The organism is Thermoplasmata archaeon, assembly GCA_035632695.1.
Taxonomy (GTDB): Archaea; Thermoplasmatota; Thermoplasmata; order RBG-16-68-12; family RBG-16-68-12; genus RBG-16-68-12.
This window is the reverse complement of record DASQGG010000027.1, coordinates 42,688-63,347: the sequence shown is the minus strand read 5'-3', so window position 1 is coordinate 63,347 and position 20,660 is coordinate 42,688. Positions and strand designations below refer to the sequence as shown.

Sequence of the window (20,660 nt, the reverse complement as noted above, 5' to 3'; positions counted from 1 at the left end):
CACGGCGTGACACGCGGGGCCTCAGTCGCGAATGCCTTCCTCGGAGACCGTGAAGACCGCCTCGGCCTCGGGCATGTTCGGGGAGTCGATCAATCGCGCGATGCGCTTGCCGCCCTTGGACTTGCGCAGGTAGACGCGGAAGGTCGCGCTGTGCCCGACGATGTGGCCGCCGATGGGTCGCGTGGGGTCGCCGAAGAACGCGTCCGGCTTCGCCGCCACCTGGTTTGTCACGTAGATCGCGGCGTTTTGGACGTCCCCGAAGCGCATGAGCTCGTGGATGTGCTTGTTCAGGAGCTGCTGGCGTTCCGCGAGCACGCCGCGGCCGATGTACTCCGCGCGGAAATGGGCCGTGAGGGAGTCGATCACGACGAGCCGGACGGGGAAGTCCTTCGTCATCTCGTGAGCCTTCTCCATGAGGAGCATCTGGTGGTGGCTGTTGAATGCCCGCGCCACGTGGATGCGCTTCAGGATCGCCTCGGTGTCCAGTTCGAGCGCCTCAGACATCTGGCGGATGCGCTCGGGACGGAACGTGGACTCCGTGTCAATCCAGACCGTGTCGCCGTCCAGGCCACCCTCGTCCTCGCCGCGGGTCACGTTCACCGCAAGCTGGTGGCCCAGCTGGCTCTTCCCGCTGCCGAACTCGCCGAAGCACTCCGTGATTGCCTGGGTCTCGAGCCCGCCGCCGAGGAGCTCGTCGAAGGCCTTCGAGCAGGTCGTCAGCTTGGCGACGCTCTTCCGCCGCTCCAGGATGACGTCGCCCGTCTCGAAGCCGCCCACGTCGACCGCTTCGCGCGCGGCGGCGATGATCTTCTGCGCAACGTTCGTTCCGATCTCCGTGGCCTCCGCGACCGAATCCGGGGTCGCGACCGCGAGGCTCATGAGGTCCGTGTACCCGGCCTCGCGGAGCTTCTCGGCCGTTGCCGGGCCCACGCCGTTGAGGTCTTCCACCGCTTTCACTGAGGTGGCCACCTTGTCACCTGGCTTGTCATCCTTGACCATACATAAGAGGGTAAGACGGGGAGATGGGTGAAACTATCGTCTTCGGGAGGGCCGTCTCCCGAGGTTTACCGGGCACCCTTTTATCGTCGCGTGCCTTTGCGGCTCCACCCATGCCCGTGCGCCTCTCCTTCGACCGCGTCGCGGCGACCTACGACGAGACCCGGGCCCTGTCTCCCAAGGTCATGGCCCACGTCCTCGGGATCCTGGTGGATCAGCTCCTGGGCAAGCATGTCCTCGAGGTCGGCGTGGGAACGGGCCGCTACGCGGTCCCGCTGCAGAAGAGCGGCATCGACGTGGTCGGCGTGGACATCTCCCACAAGATGGTCGAGCTGGGCCTGGGCAAGGGCCTGCGGAACGTGGTCCTCGCGGACGGCGCCCGCCTGCCCTTCACCGCACGAGGGTTCGACCTCGCGACCACGAACCACGTGCTCCACCTGGTCCCGGATTGGCGGGAGGTCCTCCTGGAGATCGTCCGCGTGACCCGGGACAGCTACTTCAGCATCCTCGAGCGCTCGGGCCGCACGACGAACCTGCACCGGGAGTACGACCGCCTCGCCGCGGACGCGGGCTACACGTGGTCTCCGCCCGGGCTCCACGAGCGGAACCTGCCGGACATCCTGCCGCCCGACCTGGTCATGCCCGTGGGACCGTTCGAGGACGTCGTGCCCGCAGACCTCATCCTCGAGGGGCTCGAGCAACGGTCCTTCTCCTCGCAGTGGGGCACGCCGGAGAAGATCCACCGCCAGGTCATGCGGGAGCTGCGCCACCGGTGGAGCGGGCACGAGTTCAAGCACACGTACAGCCTGGAGATCAGTTTCTGGCGGGTCGAGCACCTGGCGGAGCTCGCGAGGAAGCCGGCTCAGAGATCGTGAGGCGCCCCGGCGAACGCGACGAGGGCGTCCTTCTCGAGGAAGTGCAGGGCGCCGGGGACCACGAGGCTGTGGAGGGGCGGCCCCAGGTCCCGCTTGACCAGGTCCGCCGCGGCGCCGGAGACCACACGGACGTCAGGGGAACCCACGCGGCTCAGGACGCAGACGAGGGTCCGGGGACCGAATTCCGCGGCGGACGCGTCCTTCGCCATCGCCAACAGGGAGCCGATGGCTTCCTTGGGGTCCAGGAACGTCCCGTCCTCGCGGAGGTCGAGCAGGACCAGGGTGTGCAGGCCCGCGTGACGGTTCTCCAGATTGGGGTCCAGGGGGCTCGTGGGGTGGAACCCGGGCGAGGGGAACGGGACGGTCGTCGTCCGGCCGAACTTGTACGCCTGGAGGCCCAGGGTGCCTGCCGCGGCCGTGAGAATGGAAACCCCGTGTACAATCCGCGTGGGGATGCCGGCCGCCGCGGCTCGGAGGCGGAGGTCGACGTGGGTCGTCGCCGCCATGGGGTCCCCCGCGACGAGGAAGGCCACCCGGCGGACCTTCGCCGCGTCAAGGATCTCCGTCCCGCGTTCCACCTGCTCCCGGGACAGGCGCCGGACGGGCCTTCCCACGAGGGCTTCCACGGACGGGAGCCGGGCGCCCATGAGGGCAGACGTGTAGAACTCCGCGAACACCAGGTCCGCGGCGTGCGCCTCCTCCAGGCCGCGCAGGGTGATCCCCTTCTCGTCGTGAAGACCGAGCCCGACGAACACGAGTTCCCCCATCCCGCGACGGAACCGTCCGGGCATCCATGAAGCTTGGCCTCGCCTCGCCCGAAAGCTCTTCATAGGCTCCGACCATGGCTCGGCCGTGCGGTCCTGGTGCGTGGTCGTGCCGCGGGAGCGAGGCGAGGAGGTCCGCCGCGCACTCAAGGATCGTGCGGCGCTCCAGAAGCACCTCAAGGTGCAGGAGGCCGAGGGCCGCCTGCGGATCCCGACCTCCCAGCGCGTGGACATGGGCTGGCCCGCGGAAGAGCGGGAGTTCGAGGAAGCGTTCACGCCGATCCGGAGCTACAAGGACGTCGTGCGCGTGCCCGACGCGCTGCGGCACCAGCTCCCGACTTCCTTCGACGTGATCGGGGACATCGCGGTCCTCAAGATCCCGGAGCCCCTGGCTCCGCACCGCGCGGAGATCGGTCGGGCGATCCTGGCCTGGAATCGAAAGCTCCGCGTGGTCGCCCAGGACCGGGGCGTCACGGGGAAACTCCGCATCCGCGATCTCGAGATCGTGGCGGGCGAACCGCGGACGGAAACCGACCACACCGAGTACGGCCTCCGCTACCGCGTGGACGTGGCGCGGTCCTACTTCAGCCCGCGGCTCGGGAGCGAGCGGTGGCGCGTCGCGGAGCTCGTGGCGCCCCACGAGGTGGTCGCGGACCCGTTCGCCGGCGTCGGCCCGTATGCCATCCTGATCGCTCGCCGACGGGATCCTCGCAGGGTCGTCGCCTCGGACGCCAATCCGGTGGCCGTCGAGCTGCTCCGGCGGAACGTGGCCGCGAACCGCGCGGACCGGGTCGAGGTGCGCGAGGGAGACGCCAAGGCCATCCTCCGTGCGATCGCACCGGCGGACCGAATCATCTTGGATCTCCCCCATTCCGCCATGGAGTTCCTCCCGACCGCCCTGGGGGCCCTCGCTCCCCGCGGAACCGTCCACGTCTACGCCATCCTGGAGGACGCGGATCAGGAGGACCGCGCGCGTGCCATCCGGACGATCGTGGAACGATCCGGGAGGAAGGTAGCTGCGCTCACGATCCACACCGTACGTGCCTATGCTCCGACCCAGCATCATGTGGCGTTCGACGTCACGGTCGGTCCCAGGTCACGCCGCGCTGCCCCTGGTAGGTCCCGGACCGCTCCTCGTAGGTCGCGGCGGCGGGAGACTCGAGCGCCTGGAAGACGATCTGGGCGAACCGCTCCCCGACGGGGACGTCGAGGGTCGCGTCCGATGCGTTGAGCGCCCCGAAGGTGAGGGTGCCGGAGAAGCCTGCGTCGATCATGCCGAAGGAGGCGAGGACGCCGCGGCGAGCCCACGTGGTCCGCAGCCAGATCTGGGCGGCCACGTGGCGGCCCAGGGTCACGGTCTCCCGGGAGCTCACCGCGAACCGGGTCAGGGCGGGGATATGGGCTACGCCCGTCCGGACACGTTGCCCCGAGGAGGGGACCGCGACTTCCTCGATGCTCACATCATACCCATTCGGGGTCAGGCTCGATTCCACGAACGGCTCGATGGACAGCTCGCCCTTCGCGCGGAATGCGAGGATGCCCGCGTCGGAGAGCAGCGCCACGGGGCCGCGGTATCCGGGCGGACGCGATAAAGACTTTCCGACGACACGAAGTGCATAGAGAACGCGAACGGAGCCCAAGCGTACTTACCCAAGGGCTTAGGGCGTGGGACGACACAATGGGCGTGGAGAGCAGAGCGTGTCGTCGCTCCTCGTTGAGATCCCGGCGGACCCGCGCATCTGTCGTCACGAGGGCATCGAAGAGCTCGGGCACGACGGGGATGCAATCTTCTACCGATGCACCGGGTGCGGGAGCATCATGATCGTTCAGCATGGACACCGCTGGATCATCCGACCCACGGACACGGGCGGACCGCTGTCCTTCTGACGTCCGACCGCCACCGCGCGACGGCAAGGTTTTTGGAGTCTCGGACCGTTGGCCGTCCGAGGTTAGCATGGAGGGCTCCGGAAGTGTGTGGGCTCGGCGGTTCATCGCCGCCGCACTGATTCAGGGCACCATCATGTTCGTGCTCACGGAGATCCTCCTCTACGCCGACTTCCCCTTCTCGGGTTTCATTTCTCCCGAGAACATCGTGGCCCAGGGCTCCGCGGGCACCTGGTTCACGGTCGGGTACCTCGGCTACCTGATTGTCCCGGTCATCGGCTCCGGGCTCAGCGCGTTGTTCTATCATTACCTCGAGGTCGTCATGGGACAGCCCTATGACAAGGGGCTTCAGTACCTCGCCTGGGGCCACCTGCTCCTGGGCAATGTGGTCCTCGGGGCGGGCATCGCCCTCCTGATGTACGGCGGCTACGTGGGCGGGGCTCAGCTGTTCCATCCCACGCTGACCTGCGTCGCGCCCTCCACGATCTCCGAATGCGTGCACGACCAGATCCTCGGCCCGCTGGTGCCCATTATCTCGACGTTGTTCATCCTGGGCTCCCTGGGACCGCTGCTGGGCGGCATCGGGTACGCCGTCCAGTTCCGGCGGGCCGCCGCGCGCCGCGCGTGAGCCGGGCGCAGCGCCAATCGGATTCCCCGCCTTCCCCACGCGTTGGTCTTCGCGGACCTGCCGAACCTTTAAGGGCGCCCCCTCGTTTGGCCGCGGGAGGAGGCAGGGACCATGGACTTCCGGCTCACCGACGAGCAGAAGCTCGTGCAGCAGACCGCGAAGGACTTCGTCGACCGCGAGATCATCCCCCACAACCGCGAGTGGGAGGAGAAGGGCGAGATCCCCCGCTCGTGGTACGGCAAGATGGCGGAGCTCGGGTTCCTCGGTGCGCCCGTGCCGGAGAAGTACGGCGGCGCGGGGATGGACTACGTGTCCTTCGTGCTCCTCGTGGAGGAAATCAGCCGCGGCTCGTCGTCCGTGCGGACCACGGTCAGCGTCCAGACCTCCCTGTCCGAGACCTCCCTGATGTGGTTTGCGGACGAGGACCAGAAGCAGGAGTGGCTCGTGCCCCTGGCCAAGGGGGAGAAGCTCGGTGCGTGGGCGCTCACGGAACCCGAGGCGGGGAGCGACGCGGCGAACCTCTCGACCACGTACCGCGAGGAGGGCGACGACATCGTCCTCAACGGTCAGAAGCGCTTCATCTCGAACGGGAGCATCGCGGACTACGTCCAGGTGTACGCCCGCAAGCTGGGCTCCAAGCGGCACGAAGGGCTCAGCCTGTTCCTGGTCCCCAAAGGCACCCCCGGGTTCAAGGTCACCCACGTGGAATCGAAGACGAAGCTCGGCCTGCGCGCGAGCCCGACGGCCGACCTCGCGTTCGAGGACTGCCGAATCCCGCGGCAGAACCTGATCGGGAAGGAGGGGGACGGCTGGGACCAGGCCATGAAGACCCTGAACAGCGGGCGCATCGGCATCGCCGCGGGAGCCGTGGGCGTGGCGCGGGCGGCGCTCGAGGCCGCGGCCAAGTACGTGCAGCAGCGGAAGGCTTTCGGCCGGCCCATCGGGGATTTCCAGCTCGTGCGAGAGATGATCGCGCAGTCCGCCGTGGAAATCGACGCGGCGCGCCTCCTCACCTGGCGCGCCGCCCATCTGCGGGACCTGGGCCAGGACAACACGTTGGAGGTCTCCATGGCCAAGCTCTTCGGCGCGCAGATGGCCCAGCGCGTGACGGACTGGGCGATACAGGTGCACGGGGGCTACGGATTCAGCGGGGAGTTCGACGTGGAGCGCCTGTTCCGCGACGCGCGGATCCTGGGCCTGTACGAGGGCACGAACGAAATCCAGAAACTCGTGATCGCGGAGCGGATCCTCGGCCCCTCCTCGAGGAAGTGACCGGCGCTCGGGCGGGGGACGTCGCAAGGTTCAAACCGCGGCGGGACTTCGCCCGAACCGTGCCCTCGGGAGAGGAGGCGTCCTGCGTCTTCTGCAAGATCGTGCGGCGGGAGTTGCCCGCGAGCCTTCTCGCCGAGGACGAGCACTCCCTCGCGTTCCTGGACATCCGCCCCATCAACCCCGGACACTTCCTCGTGGTCCCGAAGCGCCATGCGGCGCGCCTCCAGGATCTCGCCCCCGGAGACGGCGGGCGCGTGTTCGAGATGGCCCGGGGACTTGCCCTCGCCCTGTATCGGAGCGGGGTCAGGTGCGAGGGTGTAAACCTGCACCTCGCGGACGGGGAGGTGGCGGGGCAAGAGATCTTCCACGTCCATCTCCACGCGTATCCCCGGTTCGCGGGTGACGGCGTCGGCCTGCGGATGGGGCCGCGGTACGGCTCCATGCCCAAGCGGGAGGAGCTCGACAAGCTGGCCGAGGCGATCCGCACGGCGGCGGGTCACCGCTGAGCGAGTCGATCCCGGATCGCCGCGAGCTGCTCCGCGGGCAGCGATCGGGCCGCGGTCGGGAAGAGGCTCACCTTCTCCTTGCGGAAATGATCCCAGAGGAATTGAATCGTGAAGACGCCGTGGCGGTTCAGCTCCTGGATCGCGGGCCACCGTCCCGCGCGCACGTTCAACTCGGACCGGGCCTCCTTGAACTTCGCGATCTCCCGTCGAATCTCTTCGTGCTCGTACGCGACAACGTTCACGAGCGTGCCGAACCGCCCGATCGCCGCTTCGAGGGGCGGCAGCACGATCTCATCCTCCTTCCGGAAATGAGGCAGGAGTTCGTCTTCGAAGAACCGAATCGACTCGTCGAGGAGCTCGAAGTTCCCGTCGCCTGCCTCCCGCGTACGCATCATCTCGTCGAGGACGGCTTCGAGCTCGGTGAGCTTCTCGAGGAACTCCTCGTGGTCGTCGAGGAGGGGCTGGAATGGATCCGAGGCCTCGCCCATCGAGGGCACCCAAGTGCGCGGGGCCTAAAAGGGTGTCCGTTCACGGCGACGCGCGGGCGGGCGTCCGCGGGAACGGCACGGCGTCCCGGATGTGCTCGAGCTTGCAGATCCACTGGATCAGCCGCTCCATCCCCATGCCGAAGCCCGCGTGCTGCACGCTGCCGTAGCGGCGGGAGTCGAGGTACCAGTCGTACGCCTTGGGGTCCTCGCCCTGCTCGATCAAGGACTTCTTGATGACCTCGAGGTCCGTCTCCCTCTCGCTGCCGCCGACGACCTCGCCCACGCCGTCGCCCGCGATCACATCGAACCCCAGGACGAGGTCCGGGTGCTGCGGGTCCCGGGCCTTGTAGAAGGCCTGGGAGACGCGCGGATAGTGCGTCACGACGATGGGCTTCGATTTGCCCTCCGTCAGCGCGCGCTCCTCGAGGGTCCGGAGGTCCTTGCCCCACTCGATCTCGATGCCCTTGGACTTGAGAATCTTCAGCGCCTCGTCGTAGGTGAGGTGCTCGAAGGGCGGCGTCACCGCCTTCAGGAATTCGGGCGTGCGGCCCATGGCGACCACGTCCTCGGGGCGTTCCTCGGCCACGACCTGGCAGACGTGGGAGATTACGCCCTCCGCGTGCGTGAGGACCTCGGCCATGCCCGCCCAGGCCTGCTCCATCTCCGCATGCCAGTACTCCGTGAGATGGCGGGTCGTGCGGGACTTCTCGGCGCGGAAGGACGGTCCGACGTAGTAGATCTTCTCCATGGCCAGGACGAGCGCCTCCGCGTAGAGCTGCCACGACTGGGTGAGGTACGCCTTCTTGCCGAAGTAGTCCAGCTCGAAGAGCGTGGAGCCGCCTTCGCTCCCCGCGGGGGTGATCATGGGCGGCGAGACCTCCCAGAACCCTTGACTGCGGAAGTACTCGTGGACCGCCTTGAACACGCTGTCGCGGATCCGGAAGATCGTCGTCATCTTCTGGGAGCGGACCCAGAGGTGCCGGATGTCGAGGAGAAACTCCTCGCTCAGGTCCTCCTGGATCGGGAACTTCTCCGCGAAGTGCACGACCTGGAAGTCGGTCGCTCGGACCTCCCAGCCGCCGGGGGCGCGCTTGTCCGCGACCACGGTTCCTCGCACGATTACGGAAGATTCGATGAGTGCCTTCTCGGCCGCCGCGAACGCCTTGGGCGAGACGGCATCCTTGGCGATGGTGACTTGGACCACCCCGGTGGCGTCCCGCAGGACGACGAACGCCTTGCCGCCGATCGTCCGCGTTCGGTAGATCCAGCCTTTCAGCTCGACGGACGCACCCGAGTGCTTCCCGTGGAGGACCTCCGCGACGCCAACCATAGCCCTCGGCCATTCCGGTGGGTCTAGATTACTCTTTCGCGGTCCGAGCAACCGAGGGGCGAGACACGGGCGCAGGCAAAAAGACATGAACCATCCTCGCGGTGGCTCGGGTCCTTGCTGCGCATCGCGACGCCCACCGATTTAGGGGCCATCTACCGAATCGAGATCGCCTGCTTCAAGGAGCACCGATTCCGCAAGGACCACGTGGACTGGATTCTCCGCAACGAGCGCGCCGCGACGTTCGTCGAGGAATCGGCCGACGGAGCGGTGATCGCGGCCATCATGCTCCTGTTCGAGGTACAGTTCTGTCGCGTCCTCTCGATCGCGACGATGCCCGACCGCCGCAGGGAGGGCCTCGGCACGCGGATGATGCAGGCCGCCGAGGCGGAAGCGCGTAGGCGCGGGTGCACCCGAGTGCGCCTCGAGGTGAGCACGCGGAACTACGGCGCCATCGAGTTCTACCGGGGACTTGGCTACAAGACCGATGGCGTGCTGTACGGCTACTACTCCTGGGGCGAGGATGCGTACAGCATGGTCCGCTCCCTCGTGGATGAGACGGACGCTCCCCCAGCCAATTCGTGAGCATTGAAAAATATACTCAACCGAATAAAAATCGGGCGACGCGATCCGGAATCGGGCCGCCGGCCGCCGCCGCAAACGCTTAAGCCGAGCGCGACGTTGGCCACTTCCGCGAACCCCCATGTTGCCCGTGCCCACGAAATTCTTCGTCACGTCGGGGAAGGCCGTTTCCAAGGTCTCCGACCTGAACGCCTTCGACGAGGCCCTCCTGAACGCCGGCCTCTCGGAGCAGAACATCGTCTCCGTGTCCTCCGTCCTCCCCATCGGCATCCGGCAGGTACGGCAGCGGGACCTGCCGATGGGCGCGATCACGTTCTGCGTCCTCGCGCAGCAACGCGGCGGAGAGGGCGAGACGATCTCCGCGGGCATCGCCTACGGCTTCCGGGACGACGGTCTCGGCGGCTACGTCGCGGAGGGTCACATGCACGGTACCAAGAAGTCGCTCCAGGAGGTCCTGGAGTGGAAGATGGGCGAGATGGCCAAGATGCGGGGCATCAAGTTCCGCCGCCTGGAATACCGGATCGAGGAACTCAGCACGCCCATGGACCACTACGGCGCGTGCCTCGCCGCGGTCGTCTTCATGACCTGAGCCCATGTACGGCGTGATCGTCTGCCCGCGGTGCCGCCGGGCGAAGGGCGTGGACCTGAAGCAGAAGACGACCGCCTGCGCGTGCGGCTTCGAGATCCGGGTGGTCCCCGCGCGGATCCGGGGACGGGCCGCCACGGCACGGGAGCTCGCCCCCCTCGTGGGCCAAGTCAACGCGGAACTCGCGGGAGGCGCCAAGGAGGTCCAGAGGGCGCTGGCCTCGGCGAGGAAGCCGCGTCCGAGGGAGGTTCACGCGCGGGTGATCGCCGCCATCCCGAGCCGCGGAGACCGGTCCTCGCGGATCCGGGCGGCGGCGGTCGAACTGACGAATGAACTCGAGCTGTTCACGCGGGACGACTGGACGCGTGTCCTCGAGGGCCTCGGGCTGCCCGATGCGGAGGTCGCGCTCGCGGTCCTGCTCGATGCGAACGTCGTCTTCGAGCCCAAGCCGGGCTTCTACCGTGCGGTCGACCTCAGGCGTTAGCCCGTCGATCGCGGCGCTTCTCGCGCTTCATCTCCCGGCGGACGTCCTCCGGCAGCGTGGCGGGCAGGAGGACCGTGTACACGTAGTGGTAGAGGATGGCCGCGAACACGATCGACGTGACCACGGCGATCAGGCTCCAGGGCTCGTCGGCGCCCAGCGAGAAAGCGAGGAGCATGGCCGCGTGAGCCAGACGCACGAGGACGGCCTTGAGGAAGGGCCAAATCGTCTCGCCCCGGGACGCGCCGAACCCGATCAGGACCCCCGTGTCGGCCTGGATGAGACTGAAGCTTGCGGAGAAAAGCAGGTATAGGGCCAAGTTCTCGACCGTGTACAGGGCGCCGCCTCGACCCATGAACGTCAGGACGTCGGCCACGACGAGCATCGCCGCGGTCCCGACGCCGACGGACACGCCGTAGAAGGTTGTGTCGAACCTTCCCCGGTACGACTTCCGGTTGAGCCAGACCATCTTGAACGATTCCTCGAACACGAGGAAGGCCACGAGGGCGAGAATCGCGCCGAGGACATTCCCAAGGGGTTGCTCCTCGACGAAGCCGGCGACTGCGCCGAAGATCAGACCGGCGGCAAGCCCCCCAAACATGCGCCGGTCGTCGAAGAGGCGGTACTCCGTGAAGGGGATGTCGAACCGGCGAATGGACCAGTACATGACGCCCAGGGCGGGCGCGAGGCCCAGGACGAGGGCGACGCTGAAGTCGAGCTGCGAGACCATGGGACGGCCGAGCAAGCGTCCCGCGCTACTTAAGCGGTCCGACCCCAGGGTTATCGCGGCTGACAACAGGGTGCGCGGCTTTATGGCCCGAGGCCCGACATGGACCGAGGCGATGCCCGGGAAGACAGCCCGGGCCCTGTGCCCCGTCTGTCAGGAGCCGATGCCCCCGGACGAGACGGAGTGCGAAAACTGCGGGGCCTTCGTCATCGACGAGGCAGTCGTCCGCCTCTGCCGAGCCCTCGGCATCCCCCGCGAGAAAGCCCTCGCCCTATTCGAGAAGGGGTTCCGCAACCCGAAGCAGCTCCAGGACCGCGACGTGGACGACGTCCTGAAGTCGGGAGAGAACGGCCTTCTGTTCCTCTGCACGAACTGCGGCGGCTTCGTGGCCACGGGGGATCCGAAGTGCCCGCGCTGCGGGGCGGAGTTCGAGCCCGAGCCCGTGGAACCGGTCCCCGAGAAGGATATCCTCGATATCACCCTCTGCCCCGTCTGCGGCGCCGACAACGAGGCCACGTGGAAGGAGTGCGAGATCTGTGGCGAGCCGCTCGGCGGGACCGAGGAACCTCCGGGGGAGACCGCCGCTCCCGCGACGGAACCGCAAGCCGCGCGCACGATGGAGACGCCACCCGAGCCCCATCCGGCCGCGCCTCAGGAACCCTCGGAACTCGACCAGATCGACGACATCCTCAGGGAGCTGGACCAACCTGCGAGGACGAAGAAGGAGACCAAGATCCGCCGCATCGCGAAGCGCGCCAAGGCCCCGAAGCCCCAGCAACCCGCATCGTACCCTCGGCCTTCCGCCGCTCCTGCGCCCCCGCCCGCGGCGGAGACGGTCGCGAGCGCCAAGAAGCCGCTCGAGCCGCCTCGGCTCCGACCGATCGCGCGGCCTCCCAGGACGCCAATCCGGCCCGTCCCGAGTCCGCGGACAGCCCCCAGCCCTCCCGCTCCTGACGCCCACCGCGTTCCGCGGACGCCGAGGGTGCGGCAAACCCCTCGTCGCGTGCCGAGGCGACGGTCCTCCGTTCGGCTGCCCTCCGAACTCACGGGAGGACTCCTTGTGGCCGCAGCGGGAATCCTCTACGTGTCGAATCTCGCGGGTGAGCCGGGAATCGCATGGAGCGTCGCCGCGATGGCCGGCATCCTCGCGGCGTACCTGGTCGCGACGGGCTTTGTGGCCCGAGGCGTGGGCCTGCCTCGGACGGACGCGATCGCCTTGCTCGTGGGGGCGATCCTCTCCTCGGCCGCTCCCGTGCTCCACCAGACGCTCGCGCCCATCTTGTCCGTCTCGGGCGCCCTGGGGCTCGCCTTCGCGACGCGACGCCTGCTCGCGTCCAAGACGCGCGACCTGATTGTAGCGGCGGCCGCGCTGCCGCTCGTCGCGCTTGCGCTCGTCGAAGCCCTCGGGTTTCCCTTCGCGGGGAGCGCCGCGTGGACGTTCGGCCTGGTCGCCCTGACGCCGTGGCCCGCGGCGGTCGTTGCCGAGGGCGTCCGGCAGCGGCGCTCCGGCTTGCTCCTGGGCCGCGAACTCACGAAGGCCGAGACCCACCTGAGGCGCCAGGACTATGCGGCGTCCGTCCAGGACTTCGACCGCGCGATTGCCGTGGCCGGGAAGGGCACGCCGGGCGAGGAGACGCCCTGGTACGGGAAGGGCGCGAGCCTCGTCCTCATGGGCCGGTACGAGGAGGCCCTCAGGGTCATCGACAAGGCGCTCGACCTGAATCCGCGCAACGAGGTCGCGTGGCTGAACAAGGGGAACGCCTTGACCAAGATGGGGCGCTTGATTGACGCCCTCCGCAGCTTCAACGCCGCCCTCAAGGTCAACCCGAGGTACGAGGTCGCCTGGAACAACAAGGGCAACACGCTCGCCCGGCTCGGGCACTTCGAGGAGGCGCTCGCGTGCTACGACCGGGCTCTGGAGATCGATCCCGGGTACCGCGGGGCGTGGGTGAACAAAGGCTACGTGCTGACGAAGCTGGGCCGGTACGACGAGGCGACCTCCTGCGCGGACCGCGCGCTGCGCCTGAACGATCGCGCGGCCACGGGGACGGGCTGAGTCGTCGGAACTTCGACAGGTGTTCCATTTTCTTAATATGCCTCCAAGTCGAACGGGTAGGCGACCCGTGATGGAGGACAAGGCGTGCAACCCATCGTGGACAAGGTGACCCTGGACCGCCTGAAGGACCGAGACCTCCAGGTCAGCTTCCTGTGCCCCTATTGCAAGTCCACGCGGATCTCTTTGGACTCGTCCCGCTCCGCGGACACATGGAACGGGATTGACTGCCCGAAGTGCGGGGCGCACCTGCTCCTCGACAGCGTGAGCGTCGTCATGATCAAGGACGCCGTCGTCACGTCGCGCGCCTGATCACTCGGGCCCGAGCATGAGGGCTGCGAACACCTTGGCGTCCGCGACGAGGTTGTCCACGCGGCTGTACTCGTTGATCCCGTGCCCCGTCTCGTCCGTGGTCGACCACACGGCACACGGGAACCTCTCCTCCCGGAGCGGCCCCGCCACGGTGCCACCGCCGATCCCGACGGGCTTTGCCCGGAGGTTTCGCACCTTCTGGAGGACCCTCAGGAGCTCCCGCACGATCGGCGCGTCCGCGGGGGTGGGCGGGCTCGACTCCTGGTTCGTGACCTCAATCTTCACCTGGACGCCGAAGGTCTGCATCGTCTGCGCCGCGAGCTCCTGGACCGCGGCGACGACCTCTTTGGGCGCGTAGCTGGGGAGGACCCGGCAGTCGAAGTAGAAGACGTCCTCGCCGGGGATCGTGTTCACGTTGGGGACGTTGGGCTCGTGCTTCGTGGGCTCGAACGTCGACGCCCAGGGACGGAACAGGGGGTCCGTCGCCTTGAACCGCCGGGGGAGGTTCGCGTCAACCGCGGTCGTGAGGAACGCGCCGGCGCGGTGGGCGTTCACCGCTTCGTTCGGCAGGCTCGCGTGGCCCTGCTTGCCCGTGACCGTGATCTTGAGCCAGAGGAGGCTCTTCTCTGCAACCTCGACCTCGCCGCCGGAGGACATGCCCCAATCCGGGATGACGAAGGCGTCCTTGGGCTGGAACAGGTCCTGCGTGAGGAGATGCTTCACGCCGAGGGCGCTGCCCGTCTCCTCGTCGGAAACGATCGCGAAACCCAAGGCACGGCCGGGCTTCTCCTTCGCCTTGACGATGGCCCGGTACGCGGAGAGCACGGAGACGAGCGCCTGGCCGTTGTCCTCCGTGCCGCGGCCGTAGAGGCGACCGTCCAAGAGTCTCGGGTCGAACGGGTCGCACCGCCATCCTTTCGGATCGCCGGGCGGGACGATGTCCAGGTGGCAGAGGAACCAGAGGCGGGGGCCCTTCCCGAGGCGCACGATGAGGTTGGGACGCTTCCCACCCGGGACGCGCTTGTCCGGCGCGTCGAAGTGTTCGACCTTGAGGCCCGAGTCCTTCAGGAGGGTTTGGACCGCCGCGGCCTTCTTGCCTTCGCCCTCGCCGCCGTTCGTCGGCCCGATGGCGGGGATGCGGCACAGGTCGGCGAGCGTGGAGACCATGTCAGCCCGCATCTTGTCCAACCGGCCGAGGACGTCCTCGATAGGCATCGAGGTCGGCCATCGACCGCCGCTCGATAAAGGTTGCCCAGGGCTAGCGCTCTGCAGGCTGCTTCAGGTCGAACTCGTTGCCGTCGGGGTCCACGAAAGCGACCAGCCGCTCGCCCCAGTCCATCTTGCGCGGCGGATGGAGAAACCGGACACCGCGGGCTCGCATCCGTTCGTACTCCGACCGAAGGTCGTCAGTCAACAAGGTAATCCCCGTCGGTCCCGGTTCGGTCTTGCCTCCGAGGTCGCAGAGATGGATGCGCGTCCGCGGGCGGCCGGGCCCTAGCTCGACCCAGTGCCCCGGGCGATCCGGTGTGCCTTGGACGGTCGGATCCGGATTGGCGGCCGCGGGCCCAATGTACGCGACCTCCAATCCCAGGACGTCGCGGTACCACGCAATGGACTTCCGCGCGTCTGAGACGACCACGGCAATCGTGTCGACGCCCGTGACGGTCATCGCTCCGCCGCACCGCGACCGTACATCTTCGCGAACCACTCCATGACTTCGTGGTCCGAGATCCGGTCGACCTCTTCGTGGACCGCGAGCTCATTCTCCTCCTGCCACGCGTCCACGATCCGCCGGGTCTCGGGCTCGCCCTCGAACTCCGTGATCACGAACTCGGTCTTCCGCCGACGGGCCTTGAAGGACGCGACCATCTCTGTGCCGTCGAAGACCACGTAGCAGTAGCCGGAGTGGAATTTGTTCACGATCTCCTGACGCAGGTAAAGGAAGAGGTTGTCCATGGGCGTGAGGACGAACTTGCGCTGGAAGGTCGCCTCCTCCACGCGGTCCACGTCGTCCTTCAGGATCCAGTAGACCGTGCGCTCGCCGCGGGCCAGGAACCCCTTCGTCAGCCAGCCCTCGCGCTCGAACTCCCGCAGCCGCTGTCGGGTCTCGCCCATGTTGTACTCGAAGCGCGTGTACGCCGCGAGGGCTTCTGCCGAGGTCGCGCCCAGGCTTCGGATGATCCGCCGGAGCACCTCCTTCCGGGCCTCCTCCTGGGAGATCTTGAGGTCGGGGACCCGGCGATACCGATTCCCGGCGTCCCGCGTCACGTGGTTCCCCTGGTAGAGCTTCCGCAGGGCGTCCGCCGTCGAGGGATAGCTCAGGTCCGACAGCGCCATAGCGCGCTGCCGCGAGATCGGCCCCTCTTCCGCGACGATCTTCAGCACATGCTTCTCGTCCTTGGTGAGGTGTGCGGCCTTGGCGGCCTTGTAGAGCCGGAGGTCGTCCTCCAGCAGGTACGACCAGTACTCGGGAATCGCGAGTCCCTTCGCGAGTAGCCCCTGGCGATGAAGCCGCTCGAGTGGCACGAACTCCCGGACCCGGAGGCGGACGGCGTAGTCGGACCGGAGGCCCCCCAGGGCCTTCGCCGTCTCGAGGGCGTTCGGGAACGGTTGGTCGGGGTGGAGCCCTTGTTTCGAGAACGCGTACGCGAGGAGATTCTTTTTGTCGAAATCCCTCGGGACGATGGGACCGTGCGCGAGGAAATCGCCGAGGCGGACGAAGCCGGCGTTCGTCCATAGCGACACGTCCTCCGCATCGGGGACGTCCTTGCCCAGGAACCGCGTGACCCGCAGCACATCGACGCCCCGCACCGTGTAGAACTCCATCATGCGACCGAGGGCGGCAATCGCCGGCCCGAGCGCGTCCGGCGCGACCAGATCCAGCTCGCGCACCTCGACGCAGCCGCTCATCTCCCAGATCTCCGCCATGCCCGCCAGATCGCCGTCCTGGACGAGGGGGAAGAACCATCCCTCGCCGTAGCGACTCGCCACCTGAGCCCACAGAGGCTGGGTCCAGGGATCCAGGAGGGAGAGCACGCGCATGGAGTCCTTGCCGCCGTCCACCGGGGCCTTGCGGAGCCCCTCGAGCTCCGCCGTGAGGACGTACATCTCGGTCTCGCCCTTGCCTGTGATCAGGATGCGCGTGACGACGCCCTGCTCCTCGAGCCGGTCTAGGAGCACCTCGAGATCGTCCCACTCGAACCGCGCCCACTCCCGAATCCCGGAGAAGGGCACCGGTCCGTAGGCCGCCAGGAAGGCACGGACGAGCTTCTCGATCGCGTCAGGGATGGGCTCCTGCGGCGGGTCGTACGCCACGTAGTAGTTCCGCGCGGTCCACCCGTCGCCCTGGAACCTGCGGATCACGTAGACGTCGTAGTCGAGCTTGTCCAGGGCCTCCTTGACCTTCTCCTTGTCCTCGCGGACCCGGCCCACGATCCGGTACAGATCGATGCCGTCCGTGGAGCGGATCACATCGAGGATGCGGCGCTCGAGGTCCGTCAACGGGCTCCGCGGGAACGCCGCGAGGAACAGGGGAGCGTCCTTCGCGCGGACGTACCGCACGCGACCGTTCAGGAAGCGCCCCTCGAGAATCTCCCCCTGCTTCCGGCGCACGAGCCATTCCGCGTAGTCAAACCCGGGCGCGTGGTTCCAGAGATCCAGGATCATCCCGACCTCGAGGAAGCGGTCGAAGTAGTCGTCGATCGTGCGGATGTCCGCGAACTGCTTCTGGAGCAGGAACGACTTGAGCTGACCCTCCTCGAAGACCTCCCGCGTCTCCCCTTTCCGCTGAAGGTGCTGCAGGTCGCGCGTCATCATGTACTGGAACTCCTTGTCCACGAGGAAGTGGCCCGAGGTCACGAGGCTCTCCTTCTCCAGGTCCCGGAGGGTCTCCTCGACGAGCTCGGCCTCCAGACCCATGGCCACGGCCAGCTCCTGCGCCGATTGCGGCCCTTCCGCCTCGAGGCGCGTAGTGAGGAGGCGGTCCAGGGATTCCTCGAACTTCGCGCGCTCCACGTCGCGGTGGAAGTAGACGGTCTCCTCGACGCCTTTGCGCCCGACCGCGTACCCGCGCTCGAGCTTGCGCAAGGCCTCGTTCAGGTCGTCCTTCTCGAGCTTCGTCAGGCGGGCGAGCTCCTTGTGTGTCCGCGGCTTCTCTTGGATGAGGTTGAGGAGCTTCTCCTCGGCTGGCCGCAGGCGCGAACGCTGCGCATACACCGCCGCATACGTGGGCACGAGGACCTTCGGTGCCCAGTGCACGCCCTGCGGCGTCCACACACTCTCGACGAGTCCTTCGTCCATGAGCATGCCGGACCATTTGCGGACATCCGGAAACGACGCGGTCGCGTGTTCGAGCGGGTTGCGGCCCTTCTGCTGGAGCAGGTTCGCGTCGCCGACGCGCTCGAGGTAGGAAAGAATGTCCTCCTTGCGGGCAATCTTAGGCAGCTTCTTCCGGAAGTACTCCTGGACCTCGGAGGGCTGGAACTGGATCGCGGTGATCTGATCCGCGGGCATCACGCGCTCGAGCACCTTGCGGTGCAGCTCGCGGAGGAGCGCGGAACGGTCCTCCATGAGGACGAGGTCCGAGACGCCCTGGAGGACGACGTTGTGGGCGAACGGCGACGGGAGCCCGCTGAAGTCCGTCTCCTTCACGCGGACCTTCCCCGCCTCGATCGCCTGGAGCACCTCGCGGGCATGGTCCAGATCCATGACCTCGTGGAGGATCTCGTTGTACGTCTCCTTGACCACGGGGAAGTCCTCGATCTCGTGGAGCCAGTCGAGGACGCGCTGGGACCGGAGCTGCTGGCGGCCGATGGAGACCTCGCGGCCCTTGTAGTTCCTCAGGACCATGAACGACCGCGTGGCGCAGTGGCGGAACCGCTGCTTGAACAGCTCCGTGTTCTTGATCGCCTTGCGCAGGAGGTCTTCCAAGTTCTCGCTCGCCACGAGCCTGGCAAGGCCCGGAATCTCGACGCGCTTCGGGACCGTGAGCATGAAGTTGTCGTCCGTCACGCTCACGCGGACGTTCGTGTGCTGCTTCTCCGTGAGCGCGAACGCGTAGGCGCGGCTCAGAGCGTCGTTCACCCGCCGCCCGAAGGGGAAGTGGAAGACGATGTTCCGGTTGCCCTTCTCGTCGATGAATCCCTCGAGGAGCACTTGGTCGTCCGTCGGCAGATCCGCGATCAGGGCGCGCTGCTCCTGGGTGTAGGAGACCAAGGAAGTCGCGGAGCCCTCGTCGACGCGGTACTCCTGGGCCAGCCACTCGCGGGCCGCCTTCTCGCCGTCCTTGTCGATCTTCGCGGCGAGGTCCTTCCGGAACTTGCCTACCTGGACGGACAGGTCGAAGGACCGCGGCAGCATCTCGCCCGTCCACGACGGCACCGTGGGCCTGCGGCCGGAGGCGTCCTTCACGTACACGGACGTGCCGCGGGCGCGGGCGAACTGGTACGTGCGGCCCCCGAGGACGAAGACATCGCCGGGGCTCAGGTACTCCACGAACCGCTCGCTTAGCTCGCCGAGAGGCGTGCCTCGCTCCGAGTACACGTGGTACGTCCCCTCCTCGGGGATCGTGCCCACGTTCGTGTAGTAGATCATCCGGGTGCCCTTCTTCTTCCCGAAGCGGCCCTCGGCCTCGTCGAACCAGATCTTCGCGAACACCTTGATGTCCGGGTTGCGGGAGGACAGGTAGTCGACGACCGCGAGGAAGTCCTTCTTGGGCAAGTCATGGAACGAATAGGACCGCCGGACGAGCTCGTAGGCTTCCTCCGTGCCCCAGCGCTGCTCGAGGGACATCGCCACCAGGGCCTGCGCGAGCACATCCAGGGGATTCCTCGGGATGTCGACGCGGTCGATGCGGCCGTCGTACGCCGCTTTGGCCAGGGTGGCGCACTCCATGAGGTCCCACGGCTCGAACGCAATCATGCGGCCCATCGCCGTCTCCCCGTAGGCGTGGCCGGCGCGGCCGATCCGCTGCAGGCCCTTGGCCACGCTCTTGGGCGAACCGATCTGGACGACGAGGTCGATGTAGCCGATGTCGATCCCGAGCTCGAGCGAGGTGGACGAGACCGCGGCCTTGAGCTCGCCGTTCTTGAGCTTCTGCTCAACGTCCAGGCGCGTGACCTTGGAGAGGGAGCCGTGGTGGGCCTCGAGATCCTCCACGCCCCGCTCCTTGAGCTTGAAGGAGACGTGCTCGGTGCCGCTCCGGGTGTTCGTGAAGATGAGCGTCGTGCGGTGTTGGTCGATCAAGTCGCTCAACAGGTCGTACATCCGGGCGTTGGCCACGTCCATGGGCACGGCGGTCATGTCCCGGACGGGGCAGAGCACGGAGAGATCGAGCGACTTCCGCGTATCCACCTCGACGATGTGCATCTCCCGCAGCTTCGCGTCCTCATACCCGGCGAGGAACTTGGCCTCCTCCTCGATCGGCGCGATCGTCGCGCTCAGTCCGATCCGAACGAAATCGCGGCCCGTCTGCTCCCGCAGCCGCTCGAGTCCGACGGACAGGAGGGCGCCACGCTTCGACGAGCAGAGCTCGTGAATCTCGTCGATGATGACCCATTCGACTTCGGAGAACGCCTCGCGGAACTTCGGCGTGCTCAGGATGATCGCCAGGCTCTCGGGCGTCGTGATGAAGATATGGGGCGGGCGCCGCACTTGCTTCTGACGCTCCTGGGCCGACGTGTCTCCGCTGCGGACGGCGACGCGAATCTCGGGCGGGGGCGCATTCTGTTTGGCCGCCAGCTCGGTGATTTCCCGCAGCGGCTCCTCGAGGTTCCGGTTGATGTCGTTCGCGAGGGCCTTGAGCGGCGAGACGTACAGGCAGTAGATCCGGTTCTCCAGCTCGCCCCGGAGCTGCTTCGCGTACAGCTCGTTGATCACGGAGAGGAACGCGGTCAGGGTCTTCCCGCTCCCCGTGGGCGAGGACACGAGGACATTCTTCCGCGCGTGAATCACCGGGACCGCGTAGGACTGCGGCTCCGTCAGGCCGGCGAACTTCCCGGTGAACCAGTCCCGCAGGAGGGGCTGCAGAAGGGCGAGGACCTCGTCTCTCGTGACGGCCTTCTTTACTCTATGTAACATGCCTCCTCCTCGCGAGAGCCTCGGAAATCACGAGGTATAGGAGGTGCGCTAAAAAAGGCTTGCGGAAGGGGGGGCCGAACACGTCGTTTCTCTCGACGCGGA

The 20,660-nt window shown here is 67.3% G+C and carries 19 protein-coding genes and 1 pseudogene; 11 read left to right on the top strand and 9 right to left on the bottom strand.

The window, feature by feature from the left end; translation table 11 throughout:
* Positions 1–21: 21 nt before the first annotated feature.
* On the bottom strand, positions 22–999 hold the full coding sequence (gene radA / locus VEY12_02195) for a DNA repair and recombination protein RadA (protein HYM38942.1): 978 nt from the start codon (positions 997–999) through the stop codon (positions 22–24).
* 110 nt (positions 1,000–1,109) lie between these two features.
* Here radA and VEY12_02190 point away from each other — a divergent pair, with 110 nt between their 5' ends.
* Complete coding sequence (locus tag VEY12_02190; GenBank protein ID HYM38941.1) at positions 1,110–1,871, top strand: methyltransferase domain-containing protein; 762 nt, start codon at positions 1,110–1,112, stop codon at positions 1,869–1,871.
* Here the strand turns inward: VEY12_02190 and dph5 are convergent.
* Complete coding sequence (dph5, locus tag VEY12_02185; protein HYM38940.1) at positions 1,859–2,638, bottom strand: diphthine synthase; 780 nt, start codon at positions 2,636–2,638, stop codon at positions 1,859–1,861. The genes VEY12_02190 and dph5 overlap by 13 nt on opposite strands.
* A gap of 85 nt (positions 2,639–2,723) precedes the next feature.
* Between dph5 and VEY12_02180 the strand changes: the two are divergent.
* Positions 2,724–3,557: pseudogene (locus VEY12_02180) on the top strand (methyltransferase).
* 157 nt (positions 3,558–3,714) lie between these two features.
* Here the strand turns inward: VEY12_02180 and VEY12_02175 are convergent.
* The gene (locus VEY12_02175; GenBank protein ID HYM38939.1) at positions 3,715–4,197 is read right to left on the bottom strand and encodes a dCTP deaminase; all 483 of its coding nucleotides are present in this window, start codon (positions 4,195–4,197) and stop codon (positions 3,715–3,717) included.
* Between the two features lie 136 nt (positions 4,198–4,333).
* On the opposite strand from VEY12_02175, the gene VEY12_02170 reads away from it, so the two are divergent.
* From VEY12_02170 to VEY12_02155, 4 genes are all read left to right on the top strand, one after another.
* A complete protein-coding gene (locus VEY12_02170; protein HYM38938.1) occupies positions 4,334–4,522 on the top strand; it encodes a hypothetical protein in 189 nt (62 codons plus the stop codon).
* A gap of 67 nt (positions 4,523–4,589) precedes the next feature.
* Complete coding sequence (locus tag VEY12_02165) at positions 4,590–5,147, top strand: hypothetical protein (protein ID HYM38937.1); 558 nt, start codon at positions 4,590–4,592, stop codon at positions 5,145–5,147.
* Positions 5,148–5,258: 111 nt separating this feature from the next.
* Positions 5,259–6,419 (top strand): acyl-CoA dehydrogenase family protein, encoded by a 1,161-nt coding sequence (locus VEY12_02160; GenBank protein ID HYM38936.1) that lies wholly within the window; start codon positions 5,259–5,261, stop codon positions 6,417–6,419.
* Between the two features lie 59 nt (positions 6,420–6,478).
* Positions 6,479–6,925 carry an HIT family protein gene (locus tag VEY12_02155; GenBank protein HYM38935.1) on the top strand — a complete coding sequence of 149 codons (447 nt, stop codon included), beginning with the start codon at positions 6,479–6,481 and terminating at the stop codon, positions 6,923–6,925.
* Here VEY12_02155 and VEY12_02150 read toward each other — a convergent pair.
* Positions 6,916–7,413, bottom strand: a complete 498-nt coding sequence (locus VEY12_02150) for a hemerythrin domain-containing protein (GenBank protein HYM38934.1) — start codon at positions 7,411–7,413, stop codon at positions 6,916–6,918. The genes VEY12_02155 and VEY12_02150 overlap by 10 nt on opposite strands.
* A 40-nt stretch (positions 7,414–7,453) precedes the next feature.
* The gene (gene asnS / locus VEY12_02145) at positions 7,454–8,743 is read right to left on the bottom strand and encodes an asparagine--tRNA ligase (protein ID HYM38933.1); all 1,290 of its coding nucleotides are present in this window, start codon (positions 8,741–8,743) and stop codon (positions 7,454–7,456) included.
* Between the two features lie 114 nt (positions 8,744–8,857).
* On the opposite strand from asnS, the gene VEY12_02140 reads away from it, so the two are divergent.
* From VEY12_02140 to VEY12_02130, 3 genes are all read left to right on the top strand, one after another.
* Entirely contained in the window at positions 8,858–9,325 is a 468-nt protein-coding gene (locus VEY12_02140) for an N-acetyltransferase (GenBank protein ID HYM38932.1), read from the top strand.
* Between the two features lie 118 nt (positions 9,326–9,443).
* Positions 9,444–9,911, top strand: a complete 468-nt coding sequence (locus tag VEY12_02135; GenBank protein HYM38931.1) for a pyruvoyl-dependent arginine decarboxylase — start codon at positions 9,444–9,446, stop codon at positions 9,909–9,911.
* A gap of 4 nt (positions 9,912–9,915) precedes the next feature.
* Complete coding sequence (locus tag VEY12_02130) at positions 9,916–10,392, top strand: DUF1922 domain-containing protein (GenBank protein HYM38930.1); 477 nt, start codon at positions 9,916–9,918, stop codon at positions 10,390–10,392.
* On the opposite strand, the gene VEY12_02125 is transcribed toward VEY12_02130, so the two are convergent.
* Entirely contained in the window at positions 10,382–11,119 is a 738-nt protein-coding gene (locus tag VEY12_02125; GenBank protein HYM38929.1) for a hypothetical protein, read from the bottom strand. The two genes, VEY12_02130 and VEY12_02125, sit on opposite strands and share 11 nt — an antisense overlap.
* Positions 11,120–11,231: 112 nt before the next feature.
* Between VEY12_02125 and VEY12_02120 the strand changes: the two genes are divergently transcribed.
* Positions 11,232–13,172 (top strand): tetratricopeptide repeat protein, encoded by a 1,941-nt coding sequence (locus VEY12_02120; protein ID HYM38928.1) that lies wholly within the window; start codon positions 11,232–11,234, stop codon positions 13,170–13,172.
* 84 nt (positions 13,173–13,256) lie between these two features.
* Positions 13,257–13,481 (top strand): hypothetical protein, encoded by a 225-nt coding sequence (locus tag VEY12_02115; protein ID HYM38927.1) that lies wholly within the window; start codon positions 13,257–13,259, stop codon positions 13,479–13,481.
* On the opposite strand, the gene VEY12_02110 is transcribed toward VEY12_02115, so the two are convergent.
* The 3 genes from VEY12_02110 to VEY12_02100 are packed head-to-tail and all read right to left on the bottom strand — an operon-like array spanning position 13,482 to position 20,558.
* Positions 13,482–14,696 (bottom strand): M20 family metallo-hydrolase, encoded by a 1,215-nt coding sequence (locus tag VEY12_02110; protein HYM38926.1) that lies wholly within the window; start codon positions 14,694–14,696, stop codon positions 13,482–13,484.
* 43 nt (positions 14,697–14,739) lie between these two features.
* Positions 14,740–15,150 carry a VOC family protein gene (locus tag VEY12_02105; protein ID HYM38925.1) on the bottom strand — a complete coding sequence of 137 codons (411 nt, stop codon included), beginning with the start codon at positions 15,148–15,150 and terminating at the stop codon, positions 14,740–14,742.
* Positions 15,147–20,558: an ATP-dependent helicase gene (locus tag VEY12_02100; GenBank protein ID HYM38924.1), complete on the bottom strand. Its 5,412-nt coding sequence runs from the start codon at positions 20,556–20,558 to the stop codon at positions 15,147–15,149. The genes VEY12_02105 and VEY12_02100 overlap by 4 nt, the downstream gene beginning before the upstream one ends.
* Positions 20,559–20,660: the final 102 nt, after the last annotated feature.

Bases quoted from the DNA above. Each gene is read 5' to 3' on its own strand.
- radA (HYM38942.1), bottom strand. From the start codon at position 999: ATGGTCAAGGATGACAAGCCAGGTGACAAGGTGGCCACCTCAGTGAAA.
- VEY12_02190 (HYM38941.1), top strand. From the start codon at position 1,110: ATGCCCGTGCGCCTCTCCTTCGACCGCGTCGCGGCGACCTACGACGAG.
- dph5 (HYM38940.1), bottom strand. From the start codon at position 2,638: ATGGGGGAACTCGTGTTCGTCGGGCTCGGTCTTCACGACGAGAAGGGG.
- VEY12_02165 (HYM38937.1), top strand. From the start codon at position 4,590: ATGGAGGGCTCCGGAAGTGTGTGGGCTCGGCGGTTCATCGCCGCCGCA.
- VEY12_02160 (HYM38936.1), top strand. From the start codon at position 5,259: ATGGACTTCCGGCTCACCGACGAGCAGAAGCTCGTGCAGCAGACCGCG.
- VEY12_02150 (HYM38934.1), bottom strand. From the start codon at position 7,413: ATGGGCGAGGCCTCGGATCCATTCCAGCCCCTCCTCGACGACCACGAG.
- asnS (HYM38933.1), bottom strand. From the start codon at position 8,743: ATGGTTGGCGTCGCGGAGGTCCTCCACGGGAAGCACTCGGGTGCGTCC.
- VEY12_02135 (HYM38931.1), top strand. From the start codon at position 9,444: ATGTTGCCCGTGCCCACGAAATTCTTCGTCACGTCGGGGAAGGCCGTT.
- VEY12_02130 (HYM38930.1), top strand. From the start codon at position 9,916: ATGTACGGCGTGATCGTCTGCCCGCGGTGCCGCCGGGCGAAGGGCGTG.
- VEY12_02125 (HYM38929.1), bottom strand. From the start codon at position 11,119: ATGGTCTCGCAGCTCGACTTCAGCGTCGCCCTCGTCCTGGGCCTCGCG.
- VEY12_02120 (HYM38928.1), top strand. From the start codon at position 11,232: ATGCCCGGGAAGACAGCCCGGGCCCTGTGCCCCGTCTGTCAGGAGCCG.
- VEY12_02110 (HYM38926.1), bottom strand. From the start codon at position 14,696: ATGCCTATCGAGGACGTCCTCGGCCGGTTGGACAAGATGCGGGCTGAC.
- VEY12_02105 (HYM38925.1), bottom strand. From the start codon at position 15,150: ATGACCGTCACGGGCGTCGACACGATTGCCGTGGTCGTCTCAGACGCG.
- VEY12_02100 (HYM38924.1), bottom strand. From the start codon at position 20,558: ATGTTACATAGAGTAAAGAAGGCCGTCACGAGAGACGAGGTCCTCGCC.